Raw genomic sequence first — 23,530 nt, forward strand, 5'->3', positions numbered from 1 at the left:
ATGACGTCCGGCGAACAGGCAAACACGCCTCTTCAAGCTCCCATTCTTCTCACCAATGTCAAACCCGTCGGTTTCGGAAAGGGGGCGTCCCAAGCCTCGACCGATATTCTGATCGGCGGCGACGGCAAGATCGCCGCGGTAGGCTCTGCCCTGCAGGCGCCTGCGGATGCACAGCGTATCGATGCCAAAGGTGCCTTCATCTCGCCCGGCTGGGTGGATCTGCACGTGCATATCTGGCACGGCGGCACCGATATCTCCATCCGCCCCTCCGAATGCGGGGCGGAACGCGGCGTCACGACGCTGGTGGATGCCGGTTCGGCGGGCGAGGCGAATTTCCACGGTTTCCGCGAATATATCATCGAACCTTCGAGAGAGCGCATCAAGGCCTTCCTCAATCTTGGTTCCATCGGCCTTGTTGCCTGCAACCGGGTGCCGGAACTGCGCGACATCAAGGATATCGACCTTGATCGCATTCTCGAATGTTACGCCGAAAACAGCGAGCATATTGTCGGCCTGAAGGTGCGGGCGAGCCATGTCATCACCGGCTCCTGGGGTGTGACGCCGGTCAAGCTCGGCAAGAAGATTGCCAAGATCCTGAAAGTGCCGATGATGGTGCATGTGGGCGAACCGCCGGCACTCTATGACGAGGTGCTGGAAATTCTCGGCCCCGGTGATGTCGTGACCCATTGCTTCAACGGCAAGTCGGGCTCCAGCATCATGGAAGACGAGGACCTGTTCAACCTTGCCGAACGCTGCGCCGGTGAAGGCATCCGGCTGGATATCGGCCATGGCGGCGCCTCCTTCTCCTTCAAGGTGGCGGAAGCGGCGATTGCACGCGGCCTGTTGCCGTTCTCGATCTCGACGGATTTGCATGGCCATTCGATGAATTTCCCGGTCTGGGATCTGGCGACGACCATGTCGAAGCTGCTATCGGTTGATATGCCCTTCGAAAATGTCGTCGAGGCCGTTACCCGCAATCCGGCCTCCGTCATCCGCCTCGATATGGAAAACCGTCTCGATGTTGGCCAGCGCGCCGACTTCACCATTTTCGATCTCGTGGATTCCGATCTGGAAGCGACCGATTCAAATGGCGATGTGGCGCGCCTGACGCGTCTGTTCGAGCCGCGTTACGCGGTCATCGGCACGGAAGCGATTGCCGCCAGCCGTTATGTTCCAAGGGCGCGCAAGCTGGTGCGCCACAGCCATGGTTATTCCTGGCGCTGAACCCGAATGGAATGGCGGGGCACGCTCCGCCTTCCGCAGACATTACGGGATACCCGTCCCGGCATTATGAGGAATTCGCGTGAAACAGTCTTCGCTTGATGCAGAAGGGCACCTTTCGCCCTATGATCGGCTCGCTGCGCTCGGCATCTCCCTGCCGCCGCCGCCGCCGCCAATTGCCAATTTCGTCACCCATGTGGTGGAAGGCAACATGCTTTATCTCTCGGGCCAGGGGCCACGGGAAGAAAACGGCCATCTCTATGCCGGCAAGGTGGGCGCGGAAATCGGGCTGGAAGAGGCCTATAATCATGCGCGTCTCACCGGCATCAATCTGCTTGCCGTCATGCATGAGGCGCTGGGTGATCTGTCGCGGGTGAAAAAGGTGGTCAAGCTGCTCGGCATGGTCAATGCCGTCAGCGATTTCCGCGATCACCCGAGCGTTATCAATGGCTGCTCCGATCTCTTCATCGATGTGTTCGGCGATGCGGGACAACATGCCCGCTCCGCCGTGGGTTTCGGCTCATTGCCGGGCAACATCACCGTTGAGATCGAAGCCATCGTCGCGCTCAAGGGGTGAGGCCGTTTAATGGTTGCGCCAGCCCATCAGCTTTTCGATCCGTTCTGCCGAGACCCTGACCTGTTCGGTGTAATGGCTTTCGTCCGCCAGCACCTTCTGTTCCGGCAGCACGATGGAAATCGTCGCAACGCATTCGCCCCTGTTGTCGCAGATCGGCGAGGCGATGCAGGCGACGGCGTAATCGGATTCGGCGACCTGTATCGACAGGCGGTCATGGAAAGCGGCGCCTGCCGATTGCGACAGGGTCTCCGGGTTGATTTCCGCGCGACCGGTGGGCGAGGTGCGTGCGCAGCGCTTGAACAGTTCGACACGCTCAGCCTCCGGCAGATGGCCGACGAGCAGGCGGCCGGATGCCGTCCAGTTCAGGGGAACACGGGTGCCGACGCGCGACGCGACCTGAAAATGGCTTGGACCATCGGCCATGGCCAGAACCAGCATATGGTCGCCATCGCGGCCGCAAAGCTGTACGGTCTCGCCCGCATGGCGGCACAGATCGTGCATTTCGTGGGTGGCGACACCCATGAAATCCAGCGAGCGGGCATAGGCAAGGCCATAATGGTAAAGCCGCGCGCCGAGCCAGATATTGCCATCGGCATTGCGCGCCAGCATGTTCTTTTCGACGAGATCGTCAATGATCACATAGACGGTGGAAAGTGGCGCCTTGATCGCCTTGGCAATCGCGTAAGCGCCGGCTGGCGATCCGGTTTCGTAAAGGTAATCAATAACCTGAAGCGCACGGTCGATGCCGCTGACGCGCGAGCGCTTGGCCGTCTTTGCGTCCGGATTTTCCTCCGTGGGAGACACGGCGGTTGAAGGCATTTCGTCCAGTCTATGGGCGTCCAATTTTGGCTCCTCATGGTTTTGAGAAGCTATTACATTATTATGGCATATATGTCGATGCCTATCGCATCGCAAAGACAGGAGAAAGACATGACCGAGGATATCAGAAGCAGGATCGGCCTTCGCCCGGTCATCAACGTCTCGGGCACCATGACCTCGCTCGGCGCGTCGATTGTCGTTCCCGAGGCCGTTCAGGCCATGGCGGCCATCCTGCCGCAATTCGTCGAGATCAATGATCTGCAACGCAAGGCGAGCGCGATCATTGCAAGGCTGACGGGCGGCGAGGCTGGTTTCGTCACGGCGTCCTGCTCCTCCGGCATCAGCCTTGCGGTGGCGGGCGCCATTACCGGCAATAATCTGCTGGCCATCGAAAAGCTGCCCGATGTCGCGCCTGAAAAGAACGAAGTTCTGGTGCAGATGGGGCATGTGGTGAGCTATGGCGCGCCGGTGGATCAGGCGATCCGCCTCGGCGGCGGCAAGGTGGTGCTGGTCGGCCAGGCGACATCGACCCATCGTTTCCACATGGAAAACGCCATCACCGAAAAGACGGCGGCGGCGGTCTATGTCGTGTCGCACCATGTAGTGAATTACGGTCTGCTGCACCTTTCCGAATTCGTCGAGATTGCCCACGCCAAGGGCGTGCCTGTTATCGTCGATGCGGCGTCCGAATATGACCTGGAGCTGTTTCTGGCGACGGGCGCGGATGTTGTCCTCTATTCCGGCCACAAGTTCCTTGGCGGTCCCACTTCCGGCATCGTCGCCGGCAAAAAGGAACTGGTGCGAAATGCCTTCCTGCAGAATATGGGCATCGGCCGCGGCATGAAGGTCGGCAAGGAAAGCATCTATGGCGTCATGGCGGCGCTGGAAGCCTGGGAAAAGCGTGATCATGACGGCATTCGCGAGCGCGAAACCGGCTATCTTAATCTCTGGAAAAAGACGCTGGACGGACGCCCCGGCGTGACGGCGCTGATCGAGCCCGACCCGACCAACAACCCGCTCGACCGGCTGCGCGTCATCATCGATGCCGAAGAAGCCCATATCACCGCCTGGGACCTGACGACGGCGCTCGCCAAAGGCAGCCCACCGATCATTGCCCGCGATCACGAGGTGGAACACCGCTATTTCTATCTCGACCCCTGCAACCTGCATCCCGGCCAGGAAACCATCGTGGCTTCCCGTCTGGCGGAAGAGCTGGACAAGGCGCGCGCCTCCAACGAGGTGATCGCCACACCGTTCGAAGACCGCAGCCGCCACCGTTTCGACGGCATGCTGCGCTGGCCGGACTGAGTGGAACGAGCGGGTGCGGCAGTTTTCTTCTCCCCGAGGGGGAGAAGTCCGCGGCAGCGGGATGAGGGGGCAGGGGTGCGGTCTATCGCTGGCGTTGCCCCCTCATCCGACCCTTCGGGCCACCTTCTCCCCCTCGGGGAGAAGAAACTCGCGGTAACTGCCCGCCCAAGCATTGCAACCAGAATAAAGAAAAGGGAACGATCATGACCATGCCGCAGGCAGCACCGCTTAGTGCCGAAGATGCCGTGCTTTCCGTCCGCAATCTCACCACGTCTTTTCACGTGGATGGCGGCTGGAAACCCGTGGTGCGTGATATTTCCTTTGATGTCGGGCCGGGTGAGACGGTTGCGATCGTCGGTGAAAGTGGTTCGGGCAAAAGCGTTACATCGCTTTCCATCATGCGGCTGCTGGATCGGGAAAGCAGCAGGGTGCAGGGTGAAATCCTGCTCGGAGGTCGCAACCTGCTCTCGCTTTCCGAGGACGCCATGCGGCGGGTGCGGGGCAATGAGGTGGCGATGATCTTTCAGGAGCCGATGACCAGCCTCAATCCGCTCTTCACCATCGGCGACCAGATTTCCGAGGCTCTGCTGTGCCATCAGCCGATGTCGAAAGCCGATGCGCGGGCCGAGACGATCCGCCTGCTGGAAAAGGTCCGCATACCCTCCGCCGCCTCGCGTTTCGATGAATATCCGCACCGCTTTTCCGGCGGCATGCGCCAGCGCGTGATGATTGCCATGGCGCTTGCGTCCCGGCCGAAGCTCCTGATCGCCGACGAGCCGACGACCGCGCTCGATGTGACCATTCAGGGCCAGATCCTCGATCTCATCAAGACGCTTCAGGAAGAGGAGGGCACCTCCGTCCTGTTCATCACCCATGACATGGGCGTGGTGGCTGAGATTGCCGACCGTACCGTCGTCATGTATCGCGGCGAACAGGTGGAAGTCGGCGCGACGGCGGATATCTTCCATCGCGGCAAACATCCCTATACGCGCGCGCTTTTGTCCGCCGTTCCGGTTCTCGGGTCGATGACGGGTGAGGAAAGACCGCTCCGGTTTCCCATCGTCAACACCACCACGGGGGAAACGCAGGAGCCGGCGCGTCCGGCCGATACCGTTGACGCCAGCGCCCAGCCGGTGCTGAAGGTGGAGGGGCTGACCAAGCGTTTCGACATCCACTCCGGCCTGCTGGGACGGCTCAGCGGCCGCGTCCACGCGGTGGAAAACGTGTCCTTCGATCTGAGGGCCGGGGAGACACTATCGCTGGTGGGCGAAAGCGGCTGCGGCAAGTCGACCACCGGTCGTGCCATCATGCGGCTGATCGAGCCGGATGCCGGTTCGGTGGTGGTAAACGGCGAGAATATTCTCGCCCTCGACAAGATGGGCATGCGCGAAATGCGCAAGACGGTGCAGATGATCTTTCAGGACCCTTTCGCCTCGCTCAACCCGCGCATGACGGTGGGTGCGGCGATTGCCGAACCATTTCTGGAACACCGCATGGGCAGCGCCCGCGAAGCGAAGGAGGTGGTGGCCGACATGCTGGAAAAGGTCGGCCTCTCGCCCGATATGGCGGCGCGTTACCCGCACGAGTTTTCCGGCGGCCAGCGCCAGCGCATCTGCATTGCCCGCGCGCTGGCGCTGAAGCCGAAGGTGATTGTCGCCGATGAAAGCGTCTCGGCGCTGGATGTCTCGATCAAGGCGCAGGTCATCAACCTGATGCTGGATCTGCAGCAAAGCCTCGATCTTGCCTTCCTGTTCATATCCCATGACATGGCAGTGGTGGAGCGCGTCAGCCACCGGGTGGCGGTGATGTATCTCGGCGAGATCGTCGAAATCGGCCCGCGTGCTGCCGTTTTCGACAATCCGCAGCACGACTATACCCGCAAGCTGATGGCCGCCGTGCCGGTGCCGGACCCGGATCGCCGCAACACAAGGCGCGGTGCTGCCAATGACGAGCTGAAAAGCCCGATCCGCGCTGTCGATTATGTCGTCAAGCCGCGTGAATATCGCGAGGTTTCGCCCGGTCACCTCGTCGCCTGTTAAAACCCCGGTACGTCCGACGTTGCGAAGGGGACGCGATAACCGCGCTTAAAACTCTCCCGCTGTCCAAGCTGGCGATACCACCGCTGTACCGCCGGAAAATCATCGAGATTGATTTTGTGGCGCGCGAAACGCGACACCCATGGCCAGATGGCGATATCGGCGATGGAAAAATCTCCCGCCACATATTCCCGCCCCGTTAAACGGTCGTTCAATGTCCGATAGAGGCGCTCCACATCCGCGGCAAAACGTGCCTCGGCAAAGGGGGCCTCTCCGGCATGATAGGTCAGGAAATAATGGGCATAACCGAGTGTCGGGCCGAAATTGGCGGCCTGCCACATCAGCCATTCGGTGACTGTCAGTCGCTCGGCGCCAGAGGCGGGCAGAAGCCGGTCTGCCTTTTCGGCGAGATAGAGGAGGATCGCGTTTGATTCCGTCAGGACGGTGCCGTTGTCATTGTCGATGATTGCCGGAATTTTCGAGCCGGGATTGACGCGGATATAATCGGCTGCGAACTGCTCGCCTTTTTCGATGTCGATGGCGTGGCTGCGATAGGGCAGGCCGAGTTCTTCCAGCGCGACCGAGATTTTGAGGCCGTTCGGCGTGATCCAGGTGTAAAGGTCGATCATGTCAGTCGAACATCGCCTCATCCAGCGGCAGGGCGCGACGGCCTTTCTTGCCCGTCACATCGGAAAGGTCCTTGTAAAGACCGCGCAGGGTCAGAACCAGCTGGATAATGCGCGGATCGGTGACACGATAGATCACCGCCTTGCCCTCCCGTGTGCCTTCAATGATACCGGCATCGCGCAATTCGGCGAGCTGCTGCGAAAGCGTTGGCTGCTGGATACCAAGTTCGTATTCCAGTGCGGAAACGGACGCTTCCGTTTCCATGAGGTAACAGACGATGGCCAGACGGTTGGCGTTGGCGACAAGCTTCAAAAGCTCGCTCGCTTCCACCACGCTGCGGCAGATGAGATTGGAAACCGGTTTCGTCACAACTACTGGTCCCTGTTTCAGACTATAAAAAAGTAAATTGTATGCAGATAAATTTCAATGGCTTAATGCAGGTCGTTTTTAGTCGGCTGCAGAATTTTTAAAATCTACAGGATTAGTAGATTTCTCTTTCGCTTTCCGGCTGAGGATCGCCAAAACGTTCCTCGAAAACACTCTATAAAAAAGTAGATTGATTGTGAAATGAGGTGTCGACATGAAAATCGGGGTCCATCCCAACAATCTGCATTTACGGCTCGCCCGGCTCTGGCCCGGCGCTTTCGAGCAATTTAATCCGGAATTCGTGACCTATCGCGAAGGACGCGATACGGCGGCTCTGCTGGAAAAGGGCGACATCCATTTCGGTGGCACCGGCTCGACGCCGCCCATTGAAGCGGATGCGCGCGGGCTTGCGGCGGTCTATATCGCCGCTTCCGCGCCGAGGCCCGCCAATGGCGCAATCCTCGTGCGGCGCGACAGCCCGATCAGTTCTGCCGCTGAGCTTAAGGGAAAGCGCATATCGCTGATCGACGGATCGTTTCACACCTATCTTCTGGCCCGCAGCCTGGAAGGGGCGGGTCTTGGTCTTTCGGATGTGACGCGGATTGAAAGCGGTGACAGCGACAGCCTGCTCGACCTCGTGGAAGGCCGTGTCGATGCCTGGGTAACGATGTCGCCACGGCTGGAAAAGGCCCTGACCCATGAGGAGATCAGCCTTCTGGTCCGCTGCGGTTCAACCATTCCCAACCGATCGCTGTTCTGGACGCTAGCGCGTCACAATATAGCGCAGGAGACAAGACAGGCGATTGCGGCTGAACTGGACCGCGTCGGCCGCGCCGTCATGGCGGATATCGACAGGGCTGCGGCGCTGCTTGCCGCCGAACCGGGCAGTGAGGGTGATGCGGCATCCTGGGCGAAGGTGCTGCGCTCACGCGATCTTTCCGTGGTGCCCGCCGCTGAAAATATCCTTGCCGAACAGCAGGAGGAGGCCGATACGCTTTACAGGCACGGCCATTTCTCTTTACCGGTTCAGACCGGGCAAAGCCCGGCCCCGCAATCAGCCAGCGTCGGAGGCGACAGATGAATGTTTTCTGGTACATGTGCGCGCCCGACGGTGCCTATCCCTGGCAGCCGGAAGGCTCCCGCAAGGTCGATCTCGGTTATTACAGGCAGCTGGCGCTGGCTTACGATCAGCTGGGTTATACTGGCGCGCTGTTTGCCACTGGCGCGCATGATGTCTGGGTTCTGGCGGGCGCACTGCTCTCCCATACCGAGCGGCTTAAACTGCTGGTCGCCATCCATCCGGGCCTGATTGCGCCGACGCTGCTTGCCAAGATGGCGGCAACGCTCCAGGAGTTTTCGCGCGGCCGTCTGCTGATCAATGTCGTCTCTGGCGATGCGAAAATGCTCGGCGCTTACGGCATGACCATGCCGCATGATGAGCGTTACGACATGGCGGATGAATATCTGCAGATCTGGCACCGCCTTTTCGCCGGCGAGACGGTGGATTTCAAGGGGCGGCATTTCCAGACCGAGGGTGCTAAACTCGCGCTGCCGGTGGGGCAGGGCATCGAGCCGCCGCCCTTGTGGTTCGGCGGTTCTTCGGACAAGGCCATCGACGTTGCGGCCAAACATGTCGAGACCTACCTCTCCTGGGGTGAAACGCCCGATCAGATCGGCGCGAAGGTCGACCTCGTCAAGGCGCGGGCAGAACAGCTTGGCCGCGAACTGGAATATGGCATTCGGCTCTATGTCATCGTGCGTGATACCGATGAAGAGGCCTGGGCCGCGGCGGCCGACCTTTACGGGCGCATGGATGAGCGTGCGATTGCCGCCAACCAGCGTTTTGTCGGCAAGACCGATTCCGTCGGCCAGCAGCGCATGACGGCGATGCATGGCGGGCAGAAGCCGGAAAACCTGCGCGATCTGGAAATCGCCCCCAATCTCTGGGCTGGCATCGGGCTTGTCCGTCCGGGCCCGGGAACCGCGATTGTCGGTTCGCCGGATACTGTCATCCGCACGCTGGAGGCCTATAAGAAGGCGGGCGTGAACACCTTTATCCTCTCCGGCATGCCATTGCTGGAGGAAGCCTTCCGCTTCGGCGAAAAGGTTCTGCCTCGTCTCGATGTATCGCGGGAAGTGTCAGCGGCGAAACAATTCACCTGGTCGACCCTGTTCGACCGCGACCTCTCGGCCAAGGCCTCCTGAGCATGGTGCGGGAGTGGAAAAGAACAACATGACGGCAAGTCCGGCAACAACAATCGCGCAACGGCGCTTCGGTCCACAACGCGTGGCCGAACGGGCGCTTGCCGTTCTGGACAAGGCGCTGGGCGCGGTTGCCGCCGCCATCCTTGCAACGCTTCTTGTGGTGGTGCTGGTCAATGTCGCCCTGCGATATCTGTTCCATACCGGTTTCATCGGCGCGGAAGATCTGGGCATCTGGCTCAATGTGGCGATGATCGCGGTCGGTGCGCCGCTCAGCCTCAAGAGCGCTCTGGCCATGCGGCTGGATGTGTTCGTGCGCTTCCTGCCGGAACGCTTTCATGCCGCAACCGAAGTTCTGGCCGATGCCTTTTCCTTCGTCGCAGCCCTCATCCTCGCCTTCGGCGGGGTGGAGATTGCGGCCATGCTGGGTGGCACATCGCCAACGCTCGGTCTGCCGGAATGGGTGCGCTTCGGTTTTCTCGGTGCAGGCGGCGCGCTGATCTTTGTGTATCTGGCGCTTCAACGGGTCGGCGAAGGCAAGGCGCTTGCCGTTCTGCTCTCCGTCGCCATCGCGGTCGTTTCTTATGTCGGACTGCCGGAACTGTTTATCGATACGAGCCTGCCGCCGAGCCTGTTTCTGGCGCTGACGGCGGCCGTGGGGCTGGTTCTGGCCGCACCGCTTGCCCATGCCTTCCTTGCCGCCGCCTATGTGGCGATCGCGTTCGGCAGCACCTTGCCGGAGCCGGCCATCGTGTCCTCGACGGTGACGGGCATGTCGAAATTCCTGCTGCTTGCCATTCCCTTCTTCCTGCTGGCCGGCAGCCTGCTGACGGAATCGGGCGTCGCCAACCAGCTGGTTCGTTTTGCCGCCTCCATGGTCGGCCACCGGCGGGCAGGGCTGGCGCAGACGACGCTTCTGACCAGCGTGCTGTTTTCCGGCGCATCCGGCTCCTCGGTCGCCAATGCCGCCTTCGGCGCTTCCACCTTCCAGCCGGAACTGGTGAAGCACGGCTATCCGCCAGCGCAGGCGGGCGCGATCATTGCCGCTACCTCGGTGCTGGACAATGTCATTCCGCCTTCCATCGCCTTTCTCATCCTCGCAACGGCCACCAACCTGTCGGTCGGCTCGTTGCTGGTTGGCGGCTTCTTCGCGGGTGGGCTTATGGCAATCTGCCTTGCGGTGGCGATCCATCTCAGCGTGCGCAGCGTCGATACCCTGCCGCGCGCGACAGGCAGCGAACGCTGGCGTTCGGCCGTGGCCGCCATACCCGCCTTCGGGCTTGGCGTCATCGTGGTGGTCGGCATCCGCATCGGCGTTGTCACCACCACGGAAGCTGCGGCCCTTGCCGCCCTCTATACGCTGTTTCTCGGTTTCGGTTACCGGCTGGGCGCGGGCCGCATTTTCGCGACCTTCCGCCAGTCGGCGGGTGAGGCGGCGGCCATCGGTCTTCTGATCGGCACGGCGGGGCCTTTCGCCTTCCTGTTGGCGGTGGACAATGTCTCCGGCCTCGTCACAGATTTTGTGACGCTTCTGGGCGGCAGCAAGATTGCGGTGCTCCTGCTCTCCAACCTCATCCTGCTTGTGGTTGGTCTGGTGCTGGATATTGGTGCTGCCATCCTGCTGTTCGGGCCGATCCTGCTGCCCGCAGCCGTGGCAGCCGGCATTGATCCCATCCATTTCGGCGTCATTCTCGTGGTCAATCTGATGATCCATGGCCTGACGCCGCCGCTCGGCATGCTGATCTTCGTGGTCAGCGGCGTCACCCGCATTCCGGCGACAGCACTTTTCCGGGCCGTCGTTCCCTATCTCGTCTCGCTTCTCGTTTCCCTCGCCATTTTGTGCGCCTGGGCCATTTTCTTCTAAATTTGGGGTTTCAATCATGACTATTATCGATCGCCGCAATCTCCTCAAACTCTCCGCCATCGGCGCCGCAACGCTCGCCGCGCCTGCCTTCGTGCGTACGGCAAATGCCAGAACCCGCAGCCTCACGGTTGCCTCGCTGTTTGCCGATGACAAGCCGGAGACGAAAATCTGGGTGAAGATCAGCGAGCTGGTGGAGGCAAAGCTGCCCGGCCGTTTCCGTTTCAACATCGTCAAGAGCGGTGCGCTGGGCGGTGAAAAGGAAGTGGCGGAAAATATCCGCCTGGGCTCGGTTCAGGCGAGCCTTTCGACAGTCTCCTCGCTCTCCGGCTGGGTGCCGGAACTGCAGATTCTCGATCTGCCTTTCCTGTTCCGCGATGCCGACCATGTGCGCAAGGTGGTGACGGGCGAGACTGGCACTGATCTGAAGACGAAGCTCGCCGCCCAGCAATTCATCGCCGCCGATTTCATCAATTACGGTGCACGCCATCTTCTGACCAAGGAGCCGGTAACCCGGCCGGAGCAGCTGGAAGGCAAGAAGATCCGCGTCATCCAGAGCCCGCTGCACACCAAGCTGTGGAGCGCCTTCGGCACCACCCCGGTCGGTATTCCGATTACCGAGACCTATAATGCGCTGGCAACCGGCGTGGCTGATGCCATGGATCTCACCAAGTCCGCTTATGCCGGCTTCAAGCTTTACGAGGTCGTGCCCTATCTGACGGAAACCGGCCACATCTGGGCTTCAGGCGTCGTTTATTACGGTGCGACCTTCTGGAACCAGCTGGACGACGAAGAGAAGAAGGTTCTCCTGGAGGCATCGAGCGAAGGCGCGCAGTATTTCAACCAGCTGATCGTAGAGGACGAAGTAAAGTCCGTCGAGCTTGCGCTCTCCAAGGGCGGCAAGGTGCTGCAGCCGGAAGCGCTGGACGAATGGCGCAAGGGCGCGCAGGGCGTCTGGCAGGATTTCTCCGGCATTGTTGGCGGCATCGAGAAGATACAGGCTGTGCAGTCGGCCTGATAATACGGCCCATCAAAATCAGGAAATCCCGTGCGTCCTTCGGGCGCACGGGTTTTTTTTTGTTCGATATCAGTGCGAAGCGCCGGAGCCGCCAACGGCAACGATGGAGTAAGGTTGGCCTTCCACCGCAAGCGTGCGGGTTTCCTTCAGGCTTTCCGCATCCACCACGCGCACCAGCGAATGGCGTGGGTCGGAAATTGCGACCTGCCCGTCGGCAACGGCGAGACGCGGACGCGGATCGCGCCAATGGCCATCCTTGCTGTAGGGTTCGGTGACCTTCGCCTTGCGGGTGATGGCGCCTTCCAGCACGTCAAGCACATGCAGGTCGCCATCTTCCGTCAGGATATAGGCATTGCGCGGATTGGCGGGGTCGAGGATGAAATCGACGCGCCGGGTCGGCAGTTCCACCAGGCGGAAGGCGTCCTTGCTGTCAGGATCGATCAGGACGACCTTGTCTTCACCGTAGTTTCCAAGGAAAAACTGCATGGATTTGCCGCCGAGCAGCGTGCCGGTATAGGCTTTCGGAAAATCTTCCGGATAGGTCAGCATTTCGAGCTTCGGGCCATCCGGGCCGCCCGGCCGGGCAACGAGAATGCCTTCCTTGCAGCCAAAGGCCGCAAGCCGTGCGGATGTCGCCTCGCCGTGCAGATCTGTGCATGTCGCCTGTTCACCAACCTGCTTGCCTTCCCTGTCAAGAACCCGCAACCCGGTGCGGGGCGGCAGCGTGTCGGGTTTGGTTTCGATCTGCGTGTTGGGTACGGATACCAGAACGTAACGGCCCATGGTCACCGCCACGCCGTGATGCGGGGCGGTCGTATCGACAGTGCGGACCTTTGCCTTGCCGTCCAGCAGGGCAGCCTCATCAATGATCTCCGCCTTGCCGCCACGGTCGTAGAACAGGATCGCATGGTCATCGTGGGGCACGACGTGGAACGGGCGTTTGCCTTCGAAGGTAACGGGCAGCAGCGCCGTATCCTCCACATCCAGATCGCGATGTTCACCGTGGTCTGAAAAGACGATGCCGGTCTTGATCACATGCACGATATCCGAATCTGACTGTGTGGCGAAAACAGTCTTGCCGGAGGCGCTGGCGGTCAGCGCCGCATAGCCCTTGAGGTCGTAGCGTCCGAGTTCCTTGCCGGTTTCGAAATTGATCGCGCGCACCACCGGCTGGGTGTGATCGGCAATGAAGAGGCGCCATTCCTTGACGGTGTCGCCGCTTTCTTCCGCCTGCGCCACGCCAGAGGCCAGCGGCAGGGTGAGGGCAAGGCACGTGGCAAGCGCGCTCATGCCAAGGTGCTGTTGAAGGGAAAATCTCATGGTGTTCCTTCCAGACGTTATCATCCCCGTGCGGATAAGAACCGGTATCGGTTCTGATGGATGATTGTAATGTTATTACGTTACGATATTGCGTATTAGCATTACGTGCGGGGGCGATGTCAACCGATGCCGACGTCCTGGTACGGAAAAATCTGGATGGGGACCGTGAGGCGGGAGAAGGGGAGGCGGGCGACGGTTCAGCGTCAGGCCGTATTTCCCGAAGGGCATAAAGCCGAATAAAAAAGGCAGGCGCATCGCTGCGCCTGCCTCCGTCAGTTTTAGCGGATATCGTCAGGCAGAACATCCGAAGGGATGTTCTGGTAGGAAACCGGACGCATGAAGCGGCGGATCGACATGGTACCAACAGAGGTTGCGCCGAAGTTCGTCGATGCCGGGTAAGGGCCGCCATGCACCATGGCTTCGGAGACTTCCACGCCGGTCGGGAAACCGTTGGCGAGAACGCGGCCGGCCTTGCGCTCAAGGATCGGCAGCAGCTTGCGGCCAAGCTCGGCGTCGCCGGCATCCAGATGCAGCGTTGCGGTCAGCTGGCCTTCGAAGCTCTTTGCGACTTCCAGCATTTCTTCCGGGCTATCGACCGTCACGATGAGGCCGAGCGGTCCGAAGACTTCTTCGGCAAGAGCGTGGTTGGCAACCCAGTCCTTGCCGGAAACCCGGTACAGATAAGGCGTTGCATTGCGCAGGTTGCAGGTGGTGGTCAGCACGTCGCGCACGCCGTTGCCGGCGGCGATACGGTCGCGGCCGTCACGATAGGCAGAAGCGATACCATCCGTCAGCATGACCTGCGGGCCGACTTCGGAAAGCGCTGCTCGCGCGGTTTCAGCAACCGCATCCGCCTGCTCGGAGAGAATGACGGCGATGCCGGGATTGGTGCAGAACTGGCCTGCACCCATGGTCAGCGAACCGGCCCAGCCCTTGGCGATGGCCTCGCCGCGAGCGGAAACGGCCTCCGGCAGCAGGAACATCGGGTTCACGGAGCCGAGTTCGCCGAAGAAGGGGATCGGCTCGGGGCGCTGGGCGCAGAGATCGAACAGCGCGCGGCCGCCGGCAAGCGAACCGGTGAAACCGACCGCCTTGATGCGCGGATGCTGCACGAGCGCGGAACCGACATCGCGGCGGCCGCCCTGGATCAGCGAGAAGACGCCGGGATGCAGATTGTGCTTCTTGACGGCGGCGAGAACTGCTTCCGCAACGATTTCGCCGGTGCCGGGATGGGCGGAATGGCCCTTGACGACGACGGGGCAGCCGGCGGCCAAAGCAGCAGCGGTGTCACCACCGGCCGTGGAGAAGGCGAGCGGGAAGTTCGACGCGCCGAAGACGGCGACGGGGCCGATCGGGCGCTGCATCAGGCGGATATCCGGGCGCGGCAGCGGCTGGCGATCCGGCAGCGCTTCGTCGTGGCGGCGGTCGAGATAGTCACCCTTGCGGATATGCGAGGCGAAAAGGCGGAGCTGGCCAACGGTGCGGCCACGTTCGCCCTGCAGGCGTCCTGCGGGCAGGCCGGTCTCGGACGAGCCGATTTCGGTGATGGCGTCGGCGCGTGCTTCGATCTCATCGGCGATGGTGTCGAGGAATGCGGCGCGCTCTTCGCGGGTGGTGTAGCCGTAGCTCCAGAAGGCTTCTTCCGCAGCTTCCGCAGCCTTGTTCACCAGATCGACCGTGCCGACCGAAAAATCGAAAGCCTCGCCATGTGCAGGCTCGCTGCGGAATTTTGCTTCCGTTGCGACCCATTCTCCTGCAACCAGATGTTTGCCGTGCGGCTTGAAACTCATTGTGCTCTTCCCTGAAAATCTGATCCTGCGTGGAAAATCCACCCGACACCGCGACATGGACCGAAAGGCGACAGCACAAACGCCATCAGCCGCGATCCTCGCCCGGTTGCCTTCTGCCTTAGCCCGTGCGGGGCCTGAGCGAAAGGCGGTTTCTCAACTATTTGACCAAAAAGTGTGATTAATTGGGCGGGACGTGAAAATGACGCGCTTCCGTTTACGCGCACGGCGCTCTATTGTGACGCCATGATGACAAATAGACTTCCGAAATATATCGCCTGGTCGGTTTTCCTGCTGATCGTGATCGTTACAATCTGCCCGATCAGCTTTCGTCCGCAAACGCTGACGACGGTGGGCATCGACCGCGCCGCGGCCTTCGCCTTCTGCTCGGCCGCCTTCGTGCTCGCCTATCCGCGTTACTGGCTGGCGATCATCGTGGCAGGCATTGCGGCGGCTTTCGGCATCGAGGCGCTGCAATTCCTGTCGCCCACCCGCCATCCGCATCTGATGGACGCCGCCGTGAAAGCCGCCGGCGTCATCGCCGGCGGGCTAGGGGCTTTTTCCTGGCTTCAGTTCAAGGCGCGATTGACCGCAGGTTCTCTCATCCGTCATTCCGGCCTTGAGCCGGAATCCAGCCAGCCCAAGTCCTTGGGCTGAAAGGAGTCTTTTCGTCGCGCGGACGCACGCCGGCTGGATTCCGGCTCGAGGCCGGAATGACGGATAGGAAGCCGATCAAACGCGCCTCGCTTTCGCTCAGCGATCACCCTTCGTCAGCCCGAAACGGCTATGCGATAACGTGCGCTCGATACCGCGCAGCTCCGACAGCCCCTTCAGCCGGCCGATGGCGGGATAACCGGGCTGCGCACCGCGCGTCAGATCATCGAGGATTTCCTGACCGTGATCGGGCCGCATCGGAATGGTGTGGTCTTCGCGGCCTTCCGCCCGACGACGGGCTTCTTCAGTAAGCAGCGCGGCGATGACGGCGACCATGTCGGTGCCGCCTTCCAGATGTTCATCCTCGAAGAAGGAGCAGGGCACGGTATCGGTGTCACGCGTCACATTGCGCAGATGCACGAAATGGATGCGATCGGCAAAACGGCTGGCGATGAAGGGAAGGTCGTTATCCGCCCGTGCGCCAAGCGATCCGGTGCAGAGCGTCACGCCATTGGCGCGACTGTCGACCTTTGAAAGCATGTGGGCATAGTCCGCCTCCGTCGACAGAATACGTGGCAGGCCGAGCAGCGGCCAAGGCGGATCATCACCATGGGCGCAGATGTTGATGCCCACTTCCTCGGCGACCGGTGTCACCTCGGAGAGAAAGTCGATCAGGTTCTGCTGCAGCCTTTCACGGTCGACGCCGTGATAGGAGCGCAGCTTTTCGAGAAGCTGGGCGAGTGTATAACCATCCGCCGAGCCGGGCAGGCCAGCGCCGATATTGCGCCCGAGCGCGGTGATTTTTGCATCCGGCATTTCGGCGAAGCGTTTTGCCGCTTCCTCCAGCAGCCAGTCCGGATAGTCGGCCCTGGCGTCCGGGCGCTTCAGAATGTGAATGTCGAAGGCGGCGAAATCAGGAAGGTCGAAGCGCATCGCCTTTGCGCCGTGCCTGGTTTCCCAGCGCAGATCAGTGCGGGTCCAGTCCAGCACCGGCATGAAATTATAGCAGACGGTGCGGATGCCGGAGGCGGAGAGGCGGCGCAGGGTTTCCTGCCAGTTGGCGATGTGATTTTTCCAATCCCCGGTCTGGGTCTTGATGTCTTCGGAGACGGGCACGCTTTCCACCACATCCCAATAAAGCCCACCGGCCTTGATGGCTTCATGCCGTTTGGTGATTTCGTCCACCGGCCAGACATCACCGGTGGCGATGTGGTGCAACGCGCTGACGATGCCTTCCGCGCCCGCCTGAGCCGCATCCTGAACCGTGACCTTGTCGACCGGGCCGAACCAGCGCCATGTATGTCTCATCTTAAATCCTCAAATATCAGTCTGCTGAAAATGTCAGTTGCACCTTGCAAGCGGCGGAGCGGTCTCCGGCCTGTTCAAAGGCCGCTTTCGCCTCGCCGAGCGGGAAGCTGTGGGAAATGATCGGCCGCACATCGATCCCGCGCTTGGAGATAAGCCCGGCGGCGATGGCGAATTCATCATGGAAACGCTGCGAGCCGCGCCAGAGGATTTCCTTGCCCACCAATGCATTGAGCGGAATGGTGATGTCGCCGGTGACGCCGACCTGCACGATGGTGCCGCGCGGGCGAACGCAGGCAAAGGCGGTGCGAAGTGCTGGACCGGCTGCGGAGCAATCGAAAATGACGTCGAAATAACCCTTATTGTCCTGATAGGGCAAAAGCGCCTCGGCGTCTTTCGCGACATTGATCGTGCGGTCGGCACCCATGGCGGGTGCGCGTTCCAGCGCTGCATCGGTGAGGTCGGTGGCGACAATGGTGGCCGCACCGGCATGGCGGGCGGCGGCGATGGTCAATAGACCGATGGGGCCTGCGCCCGTCACGAGTACGTTTGCCCCTTTCAGGTCGCCGGCCTGGGCCACCGCATGCAGGCAGACCGCAAGCGGCTCGGTGCAGGCGGCTTCGGCGGGTGATGTATCCTCTGAAAATGTCGCGCATTGTTTGGCGGTAACCACCAGCCGGTCGCGGAACATGCCCTGTTCGTGCGGCAAGCGCATGGCGCTGCCCATGAAGCGCATTCCGAGGCAGTGGATCGGCTGACCCTTCAGGCAGAAATGGCAATGGCCGCAGGGCTGGGACGGATTGACGGCGACGAGCTGGCCGATGGCGAGCCCGCTGACGCCAGCGCCCAAAGCCGCGATATGGCCGGATGCCTCATGACCGCAGATGATCGGCTCGCGCACCCGCACCGGGCCGAAACCGCCATCCTGATAATAATGCAGATCGGAGCCGCAGATGCCGCCTGCCGCCATGGTGAGCAGCACTTCGCCGGGGCCGGGAGCCACAAGCTCCTGCGTTTCGACGCGGATGTCCTTAACGCCGTGTAGACGTGCCACGCGTGTCTGCATGACGATGCCCTTTCTTTAGGTGGTTGCACTGGACACGACGTTTGAAAATCATTTGACAATCCTGCGTGTGGCTCACCCCCCTCTGTCCTGCCGGACATCTCCCCCTCAAGGGGGGAGATCGTTCCTTGGCGATGTCTCGCACCTCTCGACGGTCGAGAATGAAGTGGCGAGAAAGCGTCTTGCTGATCTCCCCCCTTGAGGGGGAGATGTCCGGCAGGACAGAGGGGGTGAGCCACACGCGGAATCGTCAATGATTTTCAACCATCGTGTACTGTGTTGAAACCCGCGCGGTGGCGACCGCGCGGGTGTGGATGTTTGTCTTAGCGGATCAGGCCCATTTCGGTCGGCAGCCACAAGGTGATTGCCGGAATGAAGGTGATCAGCAGCAGCGCCACGAACAGCGGCACCAGCCACGGCAGGATGGCGATGGTGGTGCGTTCGACGGAGAGTTTCGCCACGCGCGAGAGCACGAACAGCACCATGCCGAGCGGCGGGTGCAGCAGCCCTATCATCAGGTTGAGCGTGATGATCAGGCCGAAATGCACCGGGTCGATATTGAATTGCAGCACCAGCGGCAACAGGATCGGCACGAGGATGGTAATCGCCGCAATCGTATCGAGGAAGCAGCCGACGAACAGCATCAGCAAATTGACCAGCACGAGGAAAATCCACTTGCTGTCGGTGATCGTCAGGATCGCCGCCGACAGAAGCTGTGCGGCCTGACTGACGGTCAGCAGCCATGCAAAGACGGAGGCTGCCGCGACGATGAAGAGTACCGAAGCGGTCGTTTCGATGGTGTCGAAGGTCGATTTTGCCAGCGTCTTGAAGGTCATCGTCCGATAACGGACAAGGCCGAGGAACAGCGACCACAGAACAGCGGCAACGGCGGCTTCCGTTGGCGTGAACCAGCCCATGGTCATGCCGCCGATCAGGATGACAGGCGTCATCAGCGCCATCACGGCGGAGAAGTCGAAATACCAGTCGCAGGCGAGCAGGATGACCAGCACGATCAGGATCGACAGGTTGAGCGACAGGCCGAATGCCGTGAGGATATAGATGCCGAGCGGCACCATCATCACCACGAAGACTTCTATCGATGCGCCGAAGATGGTTCTGAGGCTGAATGGCGTGTCGGAGCCCCAGCCCTTGATATAGGCGAAGACCGCAACCGTGATCATCATCAACAGCGTCATGACGACGCCCGGAACGATGCCGGCCATGAACAGTGCGCCGATGGAGACATTCGCCATCATGCCGTAGATGACGAAGGGCAGCGACGGCGGGAAGATCGGCCCGAGCGTTGCGGAAGCGGCGGTGACGCCGACGGCCGCTTCGACCGGATAACCGTGATCCTTCATGGCCTTGATTTCGATGGTGCCGATACCGGCCGCATCGGCCAGCGCCGTGCCGGACATGCCGGAAAAGATCACCGAGCCGATGATGTTGACCTGTGCGAGACCGCCCTTCATCCAGCCGACGAGCGCGACGGCGAAGGAATAGATGCGTCCCGTAACCCCCGCCGTGTTCATCAGGTTGCCGGCAAGGATGAAGAAGGGAACGGCCAGAAGCGGAAAGCTTTCCACACCCGCGATCAGGCGCTGCGCCGCGATGATATCAGGCGCGACGTTGTAAAACACGATGTAGAGCAAGGAGGCCGAGGCCATGGAAATAGCGACCGGCAGGCCGATCAGCATCAGGAGAAGAAATGAGCCGATAAGAAGCAGCATATGATCAATCTCCCGCGCTCTGGAATTCTTCGGGCCGTTCCAGAACGGAATAACCACGCTGCATATTGGCGATGAAGACCTGCACCGAGCGGAAGAACATCAGAACGAAAGCGGCCAGAACCGTATAGAAAACGATGCTGCGGGGAAGGGCGACGGTGACCATCTCCTCATCCGCGACGATTTCCATATATCGCCACATCAGCCAAGAGGTGTAGGCGAAAAAGAGGATGCGCAGCACATCGACAAGGATCGACATGATGCGGGCCAACTGCGGCGGAACGTAATGGTAAAGCACGTCCACCTGGATGTGACGCGACATGCGCACGCACATGACCGAACCTAAAAAGACGACGCCTATCAGGCAGTTGACGGCGATTTCTTCCGTCCAGGCATAGCTGTCGTTGAGCACGTAGCGGGTGAAGAACTGAAGGAACACGCAGCCCGTCATCAGCCAGAAGAGGCCGAGCGTAACCCAGTCTTCGAATGAATAGACCTTGAGATCGACCTCCGGCGGCGCCTCGTCGAACGTATGGGCGAGTTCCTCAGGCGTGACCTGAGTATGGATTTCCTGCGACATTGAGATATCCCGTCTGGAGAGAAAGGGCGGTGCGGCAACGGGGCCGCACCGGATCTTGGCTCACTTGACGGCGCGAATGGCTTCCCAGTCGGCCTTGTCGTAACCGAAGTCTTCGAACTTCACTTTTTCGAGGACGTTCTTCTCGAAGTCGGCCTTGTCGACCTCGGCGACGGTGAGGCCGCGCTTCTTGAAGTCTTCGACGAGGCTTTTTTCGCGGCCTTCGATGGTCTTGGTGGTGCGCTCGGCGGCCTGCTGCATGACTTCGGTGAAGATTTTCTTGTCTTCATCGGAGAGCTGCGACCACAGGTTCTTCGAAATCACCGTGTTGAGGTGGTCGACGATGTGGCCGGTCAGGACGATGTTCTTCTGCACTTCGAAGAACTTTTTCGCCTCGATGGTGGTCAGCGGGTTTTCCTGGGCGTCGACCGTGCCGTTCTGGAGCGCCAGATAGACTTCCGCAAAGGCAATCGGGGTGGTGTTGGCGCCGCAGGCACGCGGCATGGCGAGATAGGCCGGAACGTCAGGAACGCGCATCTTCAGGCCCGCCATGTCGGCGCAGGCGGCAATCGGCTTGTTCGACGTGGTGTGACGCGTACCGTAATAGCTGACGGCGGCGATGTGATTGCCGGTCTTGTCTTCATAACCCTTGGCGAGACGCTTGAAGATATCGCTCTTGGTATAGGCGATCAGATGGCTCGGATCGCGGAAGATGTAAGGAAAATAGGTGACGCCGATCGGCTTGAAGTCACGGGCGGCAAAGCTCGAGCCGGAAATGATGATGTCAACGGTGCCGATTTTCAGGCCCTGGTTGATATCGGCTTCCTTGCCAAGCTGCGAGGCGGGGAAAACATCCACCTTGTAGCGGCCGTCGGTGCGCTTGGCGATCTCTTCCGCCGCCCAGACCGAATCCGTATGAAAAGGTTCGGAGGTCTCGTAGACATGTGCCCATTTCAGTGTGGTCTGTGCCTGCGCCGCCAGGGCGGAAAGCAGGATGGCGGCTGTTGCACCCATCAAAGTCGACAATCTGATTTTCATTCTTAACTCCTCCCGAATTAAAGCCAGATGTGCTGTTTTTTCCGTTGCCGGTTGCGGCGACGGTCACTCTTCCCCGATCGTTTCCTCCCCGAAACTTTCGGAAAATCTCTTCTGCGACAGCGTCAGATGCTGCCGCATCGCCTCGCGGGCGCCTTCCGGATCGTTCGCGGCAATGGCGTCGCGGATCACCCGGTGTTCCTGCACGGCGAGGATCCAGGTATGCGGCCCCTCGAAATAGCTGGCGAGCTTCTCGAAATAGGGCGAAAGGCTGCGCTCGTCGTAGATCAGGCCGGTAAAGCGGTTGAGCGCCGAATTGCCGATGATATCGGCAATGGCGGTGTGGAAGGCGCGGTCGAGATTGAGCGCCTGCGGTGAATTGTCGAGCGCGCCGGCCATGCGTTCGATGATGTCGTCGAGCTTTACGATGCATTCCGGTGTGGCGAGCCTTGCGGCTTCTTCCGCAATCGCACTTTCAATGATGCAGCGCGCCTGCAGGATTTCGAACGGACCATGCGCATCCGGCAGCGGCGGCTTTTCCTTGGCCTGCTTGCCGGCCGCGCTGACATAGACGCCCGAACCCATGCGGATATGGATATGGCCTTCCACTTCCAGAACGATCAGCGCTTCGCGAACCGTCGGGCGGGATACGCCGAAGCGTTCGGCAAGGTCCCGTTCCGCCGGCAGGCGCTGGCCTTCGGTCAGTTCCCCGCTTTCGATGAGCAAACGAATTTGTTCCGCAACCAGCCGGTAAAGGCGGCGCGGCTCCAGAGCCACAAACATGATATCCTCCCAGCGCGAAAGTCTCCCCCGATCGCGCAAGCGGTAAGATGGTCTTACCAATTTTATTAGGACGCATTTATGCGGTGCTGTCAATTGGCCGCTGGTGGAAAAGTGTGGGGGAGGAGTTTGAGGCGATTCAGCAGGTCGGGCGTTGTCTTATTCCGGGGCTTTTATCACTCCCGTCATTCCGGCTTGGTGTGGGCATTCAGCCAGCCTGAATCTTTGTGCATAAGAGGATGGTAAAGTTCGCAAACCTTGCCTCCGTCACGCTCGGGCTTGTTCCGAGCATCTGCTACCGGTCAGTTTTACGATAGGTGGTTAGATCCTCGGGACAGGCCCGAGGATGACGTCGGATGTGTTGGCTTGTTAGCCGATAGAAAGTTCGGCTTCTCAGCCTCTATTGCCCGCGAGCCTCAGAGCGCCGTTCTCACCGATGACAACATCCAGCTCACCATATCCGCCTATGGAAAGATGCGGCGTTTCGATGAGATGGGAGTGGGTGGCGTTGATGACGACCACGGTTGCGCCCATGCTTTCCCCGGCCTGAATGCCGGCGGGGGCGTCCTCGAAGACGACGCAGTTTTCAGGCGCGACGCCGAGCTTTTCCGCCGCCTTTTTATATCCTTCCGGATCAGGCTTGCCGTTCACCACGTCCTCGGCGCAGATCATCACCGGAGGCGGGGTGAGGCCTGCGGCCGCCAGCCGGCGTTCGGCGAGCGCGCGGGCGGCGGAGGTGACGATGGCCCATTTGCCGGCCGGCAATTTTTCGAGAAATGCCGCAGCTTCGGGAATCTGGAGGATGCCGTCGACATCGTCCATTTCCTTCTGCAGCAGCATCGCCGCCTGTTCCGCGACATCGAGACCGGGAACGGCCTCGCGGCGCACCACTTCCGACGCGCGCATGCCGTGGATGCGCTGCAGGAAAGCGTTCGGCTCTATGCCGTTGTCCACGGCCCATTCGCGCCAGACCCGCTCCACCACCGCAATCGAGTTGAGCAATGTTCCATCCATGTCGAACAGGAAGGCCGCATAGTCTTGCGAAAATATCTGGTTCTGCGGCGGGACTTTGCTGTGCATCTCATTCTTCCGTTGAAGCTGTGGGGACCGCCTGTCTCTACAGCATCGGCGGAGATAACGGAATCGCTTTTCCACCTTGAAGGCATAATGCGGTCATCTGGCCGAAGGCGGATATTGTCCCGCAATCGGACGTTCGCATGTTCCGCGACTCGCCGGGTTGGGGTAGG

The 23,530-nt window shown here is 60.7% G+C and carries 20 protein-coding genes and 1 pseudogene; 9 read left to right on the forward strand and 12 right to left on the reverse strand.

Features of this window, described 5'->3' with window-relative positions; all coding sequences use genetic code 11:
• Entirely contained in the window at positions 1-1,224 is a 1,224-nt protein-coding gene (locus EM858_RS03680) for an amidohydrolase/deacetylase family metallohydrolase (protein WP_127755844.1), read from the forward strand.
• 79 nt (positions 1,225-1,303) lie between these two features.
• On the forward strand, positions 1,304-1,798 hold the full coding sequence (locus tag EM858_RS03685) for a RidA family protein (protein ID WP_020011822.1): 495 nt from the start codon (positions 1,304-1,306) through the stop codon (positions 1,796-1,798).
• Positions 1,799-1,804: 6 nt separating this feature from the next.
• On the opposite strand, the gene EM858_RS03690 is transcribed toward EM858_RS03685, so the two are convergent.
• A complete protein-coding gene (locus EM858_RS03690) occupies positions 1,805-2,641 on the reverse strand; it encodes an IclR family transcriptional regulator (protein ID WP_164865293.1) in 837 nt (278 codons plus the stop codon).
• Between the two features lie 87 nt (positions 2,642-2,728).
• On the opposite strand from EM858_RS03690, the gene EM858_RS03695 reads away from it, so the two are divergent.
• Together EM858_RS03695 and EM858_RS03700 are read left to right on the forward strand one after the other, a co-directional pair.
• Positions 2,729-3,925 (forward strand): aminotransferase class V-fold PLP-dependent enzyme, encoded by a 1,197-nt coding sequence (locus EM858_RS03695; RefSeq protein WP_127755845.1) that lies wholly within the window; start codon positions 2,729-2,731, stop codon positions 3,923-3,925.
• A 203-nt stretch (positions 3,926-4,128) separates the two neighbouring features.
• Positions 4,129-5,964: an ABC transporter ATP-binding protein gene (locus EM858_RS03700; RefSeq protein WP_127755846.1), complete on the forward strand. Its 1,836-nt coding sequence runs from the start codon at positions 4,129-4,131 to the stop codon at positions 5,962-5,964.
• Here the strand turns inward: EM858_RS03700 and EM858_RS03705 are convergent.
• Positions 5,961-6,590 (reverse strand): glutathione S-transferase N-terminal domain-containing protein, encoded by a 630-nt coding sequence (locus EM858_RS03705; RefSeq protein WP_127755847.1) that lies wholly within the window; start codon positions 6,588-6,590, stop codon positions 5,961-5,963. The genes EM858_RS03700 and EM858_RS03705 overlap by 4 nt on opposite strands.
• A 1-nt stretch (position 6,591) precedes the next feature.
• Positions 6,592-6,957, reverse strand: a complete 366-nt coding sequence (locus EM858_RS03710; protein WP_065117652.1) for a metalloregulator ArsR/SmtB family transcription factor — start codon at positions 6,955-6,957, stop codon at positions 6,592-6,594.
• Between the two features lie 211 nt (positions 6,958-7,168).
• Between EM858_RS03710 and EM858_RS03715 the strand changes: the two genes are divergently transcribed.
• The 4 genes from EM858_RS03715 to EM858_RS03730 are packed head-to-tail and all read left to right on the forward strand — an operon-like array spanning position 7,169 to position 12,035.
• Positions 7,169-8,035, forward strand: a complete 867-nt coding sequence (locus EM858_RS03715; protein WP_127755848.1) for an ABC transporter substrate-binding protein — start codon at positions 7,169-7,171, stop codon at positions 8,033-8,035.
• On the forward strand, positions 8,032-9,159 hold the full coding sequence (locus EM858_RS03720) for an LLM class flavin-dependent oxidoreductase (RefSeq protein WP_065117654.1): 1,128 nt from the start codon (positions 8,032-8,034) through the stop codon (positions 9,157-9,159). The genes EM858_RS03715 and EM858_RS03720 overlap by 4 nt, the downstream gene beginning before the upstream one ends.
• 28 nt (positions 9,160-9,187) lie before the next feature.
• Positions 9,188-11,020 (forward strand): TRAP transporter large permease subunit, encoded by a 1,833-nt coding sequence (locus tag EM858_RS03725; protein WP_127755849.1) that lies wholly within the window; start codon positions 9,188-9,190, stop codon positions 11,018-11,020.
• Positions 11,021-11,036: 16 nt separating this feature from the next.
• Complete coding sequence (locus tag EM858_RS03730; protein ID WP_065117656.1) at positions 11,037-12,035, forward strand: TRAP transporter substrate-binding protein; 999 nt, start codon at positions 11,037-11,039, stop codon at positions 12,033-12,035.
• A gap of 69 nt (positions 12,036-12,104) precedes the next feature.
• On the opposite strand, the gene aztD is transcribed toward EM858_RS03730, so the two are convergent.
• Complete coding sequence (gene aztD / locus EM858_RS03735; RefSeq protein ID WP_127755850.1) at positions 12,105-13,355, reverse strand: zinc metallochaperone AztD; 1,251 nt, start codon at positions 13,353-13,355, stop codon at positions 12,105-12,107.
• 278 nt (positions 13,356-13,633) lie between these two features.
• Positions 13,634-15,145, reverse strand: coding sequence for an aldehyde dehydrogenase (NADP(+)) (locus tag EM858_RS03740; protein ID WP_127755851.1), 1,512 nt, complete (start codon positions 15,143-15,145; stop codon positions 13,634-13,636).
• A 243-nt stretch (positions 15,146-15,388) separates the two neighbouring features.
• Here EM858_RS03740 and EM858_RS03745 point away from each other — a divergent pair.
• Positions 15,389-15,739, forward strand: a pseudogene (locus EM858_RS03745) (antibiotic resistance protein VanZ); the annotation flags it as partial.
• Between the two features lie 156 nt (positions 15,740-15,895).
• Here EM858_RS03745 and uxuA read toward each other — a convergent pair.
• The 7 genes from uxuA to EM858_RS03785 form a co-directional block, all read right to left on the reverse strand.
• On the reverse strand, positions 15,896-17,104 hold the full coding sequence (uxuA, locus tag EM858_RS03750) for a mannonate dehydratase (RefSeq protein ID WP_127755853.1): 1,209 nt from the start codon (positions 17,102-17,104) through the stop codon (positions 15,896-15,898).
• Between the two features lie 16 nt (positions 17,105-17,120).
• Entirely contained in the window at positions 17,121-18,167 is a 1,047-nt protein-coding gene (locus EM858_RS03755; RefSeq protein WP_127755854.1) for an L-idonate 5-dehydrogenase, read from the reverse strand.
• 320 nt (positions 18,168-18,487) lie between these two features.
• The gene (locus EM858_RS03765; RefSeq protein WP_003519850.1) at positions 18,488-19,894 is read right to left on the reverse strand and encodes a TRAP transporter large permease; all 1,407 of its coding nucleotides are present in this window, start codon (positions 19,892-19,894) and stop codon (positions 18,488-18,490) included.
• 4 nt (positions 19,895-19,898) lie between these two features.
• Positions 19,899-20,471 (reverse strand): TRAP transporter small permease, encoded by a 573-nt coding sequence (locus EM858_RS03770; RefSeq protein ID WP_080819100.1) that lies wholly within the window; start codon positions 20,469-20,471, stop codon positions 19,899-19,901.
• Positions 20,472-20,531: 60 nt separating this feature from the next.
• Entirely contained in the window at positions 20,532-21,506 is a 975-nt protein-coding gene (locus EM858_RS03775) for a sialic acid TRAP transporter substrate-binding protein SiaP (RefSeq protein WP_003519848.1), read from the reverse strand.
• Between the two features lie 63 nt (positions 21,507-21,569).
• A complete protein-coding gene (locus tag EM858_RS03780; protein WP_127755855.1) occupies positions 21,570-22,286 on the reverse strand; it encodes a FadR/GntR family transcriptional regulator in 717 nt (238 codons plus the stop codon).
• 390 nt (positions 22,287-22,676) lie between these two features.
• Positions 22,677-23,363, reverse strand: coding sequence for an HAD family hydrolase (locus EM858_RS03785; RefSeq protein ID WP_127755856.1), 687 nt, complete (start codon positions 23,361-23,363; stop codon positions 22,677-22,679).
• Positions 23,364-23,530 lie beyond the last annotated feature (167 nt).

This window comes from Agrobacterium sp. CNPSo 2736, from assembly GCF_004005385.1.
In the GTDB taxonomy this organism is placed as follows: Bacteria; Pseudomonadota; Alphaproteobacteria; order Rhizobiales; family Rhizobiaceae; genus Agrobacterium; species Agrobacterium leguminum.

What these genes read in the sequence shown, in the direction of transcription:
- EM858_RS03680 (WP_127755844.1), top strand. Translation starts at nt 1, where the DNA reads ATGACGTCCGGCGAACAGGCAAACACGCCTCTTCAAGCTCCCATTCTT.
- EM858_RS03695 (WP_127755845.1), top strand. Translation starts at nt 2,729, where the DNA reads ATGACCGAGGATATCAGAAGCAGGATCGGCCTTCGCCCGGTCATCAAC.
- EM858_RS03700 (WP_127755846.1), top strand. Translation starts at nt 4,129, where the DNA reads ATGACCATGCCGCAGGCAGCACCGCTTAGTGCCGAAGATGCCGTGCTT.
- EM858_RS03705 (WP_127755847.1), bottom strand. Translation starts at nt 6,590, where the DNA reads ATGATCGACCTTTACACCTGGATCACGCCGAACGGCCTCAAAATCTCG.
- EM858_RS03715 (WP_127755848.1), top strand. Translation starts at nt 7,169, where the DNA reads ATGAAAATCGGGGTCCATCCCAACAATCTGCATTTACGGCTCGCCCGG.
- EM858_RS03720 (WP_065117654.1), top strand. Translation starts at nt 8,032, where the DNA reads ATGAATGTTTTCTGGTACATGTGCGCGCCCGACGGTGCCTATCCCTGG.
- EM858_RS03725 (WP_127755849.1), top strand. Translation starts at nt 9,188, where the DNA reads ATGACGGCAAGTCCGGCAACAACAATCGCGCAACGGCGCTTCGGTCCA.
- EM858_RS03730 (WP_065117656.1), top strand. Translation starts at nt 11,037, where the DNA reads ATGACTATTATCGATCGCCGCAATCTCCTCAAACTCTCCGCCATCGGC.
- aztD (WP_127755850.1), bottom strand. Translation starts at nt 13,355, where the DNA reads ATGAGATTTTCCCTTCAACAGCACCTTGGCATGAGCGCGCTTGCCACG.
- EM858_RS03740 (WP_127755851.1), bottom strand. Translation starts at nt 15,145, where the DNA reads ATGAGTTTCAAGCCGCACGGCAAACATCTGGTTGCAGGAGAATGGGTC.
- uxuA (WP_127755853.1), bottom strand. Translation starts at nt 17,104, where the DNA reads ATGAGACATACATGGCGCTGGTTCGGCCCGGTCGACAAGGTCACGGTT.
- EM858_RS03755 (WP_127755854.1), bottom strand. Translation starts at nt 18,167, where the DNA reads ATGCAGACACGCGTGGCACGTCTACACGGCGTTAAGGACATCCGCGTC.
- EM858_RS03765 (WP_003519850.1), bottom strand. Translation starts at nt 19,894, where the DNA reads ATGCTGCTTCTTATCGGCTCATTTCTTCTCCTGATGCTGATCGGCCTG.
- EM858_RS03770 (WP_080819100.1), bottom strand. Translation starts at nt 20,471, where the DNA reads ATGTCGCAGGAAATCCATACTCAGGTCACGCCTGAGGAACTCGCCCAT.
- EM858_RS03775 (WP_003519848.1), bottom strand. Translation starts at nt 21,506, where the DNA reads ATGAAAATCAGATTGTCGACTTTGATGGGTGCAACAGCCGCCATCCTG.
- EM858_RS03780 (WP_127755855.1), bottom strand. Translation starts at nt 22,286, where the DNA reads ATGTTTGTGGCTCTGGAGCCGCGCCGCCTTTACCGGCTGGTTGCGGAA.
- EM858_RS03785 (WP_127755856.1), bottom strand. Translation starts at nt 23,363, where the DNA reads ATGCACAGCAAAGTCCCGCCGCAGAACCAGATATTTTCGCAAGACTAT.